This is a genomic window from Paenibacillus marinisediminis, from assembly GCF_054343325.1.
Genome location: NZ_JBTGUH010000031.1, coordinates 1 through 683 on the forward strand (window position 1 = coordinate 1; position 683 = coordinate 683).

The window sequence follows — 683 nt, forward strand, 5'->3', positions numbered from 1 at the left end:
CCGGTTCGGGGACAGTGTCAGGTGGGCAGTTTGACTGGGGCGGTCGCCTCCTAAAGAGTAACGGAGGCGCCCCAAGGTTCCCTCAGAATGGTTGGAAATCATTCGAAGAGTGCAAAGGCATAAGGGAGCTTGACTGCGAGACCTACAAGTCGAGCAGGGACGAAAGTCGGGCTTAGTGATCCGGTGGTTCCGCATGGAAGGGCCATCGCTCAACGGATAAAAGCTACCCTGGGGATAACAGGCTTATCTCCCCCAAGAGTCCACATCGACGGGGAGGTTTGGCACCTCGATGTCGGCTCATCGCATCCTGGGGCTGAAGTAGGTCCCAAGGGTTGGGCTGTTCGCCCATTAAAGCGGTACGCGAGCTGGGTTCAGAACGTCGTGAGACAGTTCGGTCCCTATCTGTCGCGGGCGTAGGAAATTTGAGAGGAGCTGTCCTTAGTACGAGAGGACCGGGATGGACGTACCGCTGGTGTACCAGTTGTCTCGCCAGAGGCATAGCTGGGTAGCTAAGTACGGAAGGGATAAACGCTGAAAGCATCTAAGCGTGAAGCCCCCCTCAAGATGAGATTTCCCACAGCAATGGTAAGACCCCTTGAAGACGACGAGGTAGATAGGTTCGGGGTGGAAGCACAGCAATGTGTGGAGCTGACGAATACTAATCGGTCGAGGGCTTATCCTAA

The 683-nt window shown here is 55.5% G+C and carries 1 rRNA gene; it reads left to right on the forward strand.

The window, feature by feature from the left end:
* Nucleotides 1–682 (forward strand): 23S ribosomal RNA (locus ACXX53_RS23100); the annotation flags it as partial.
* Nucleotide 683 lies beyond the last annotated feature (1 nt).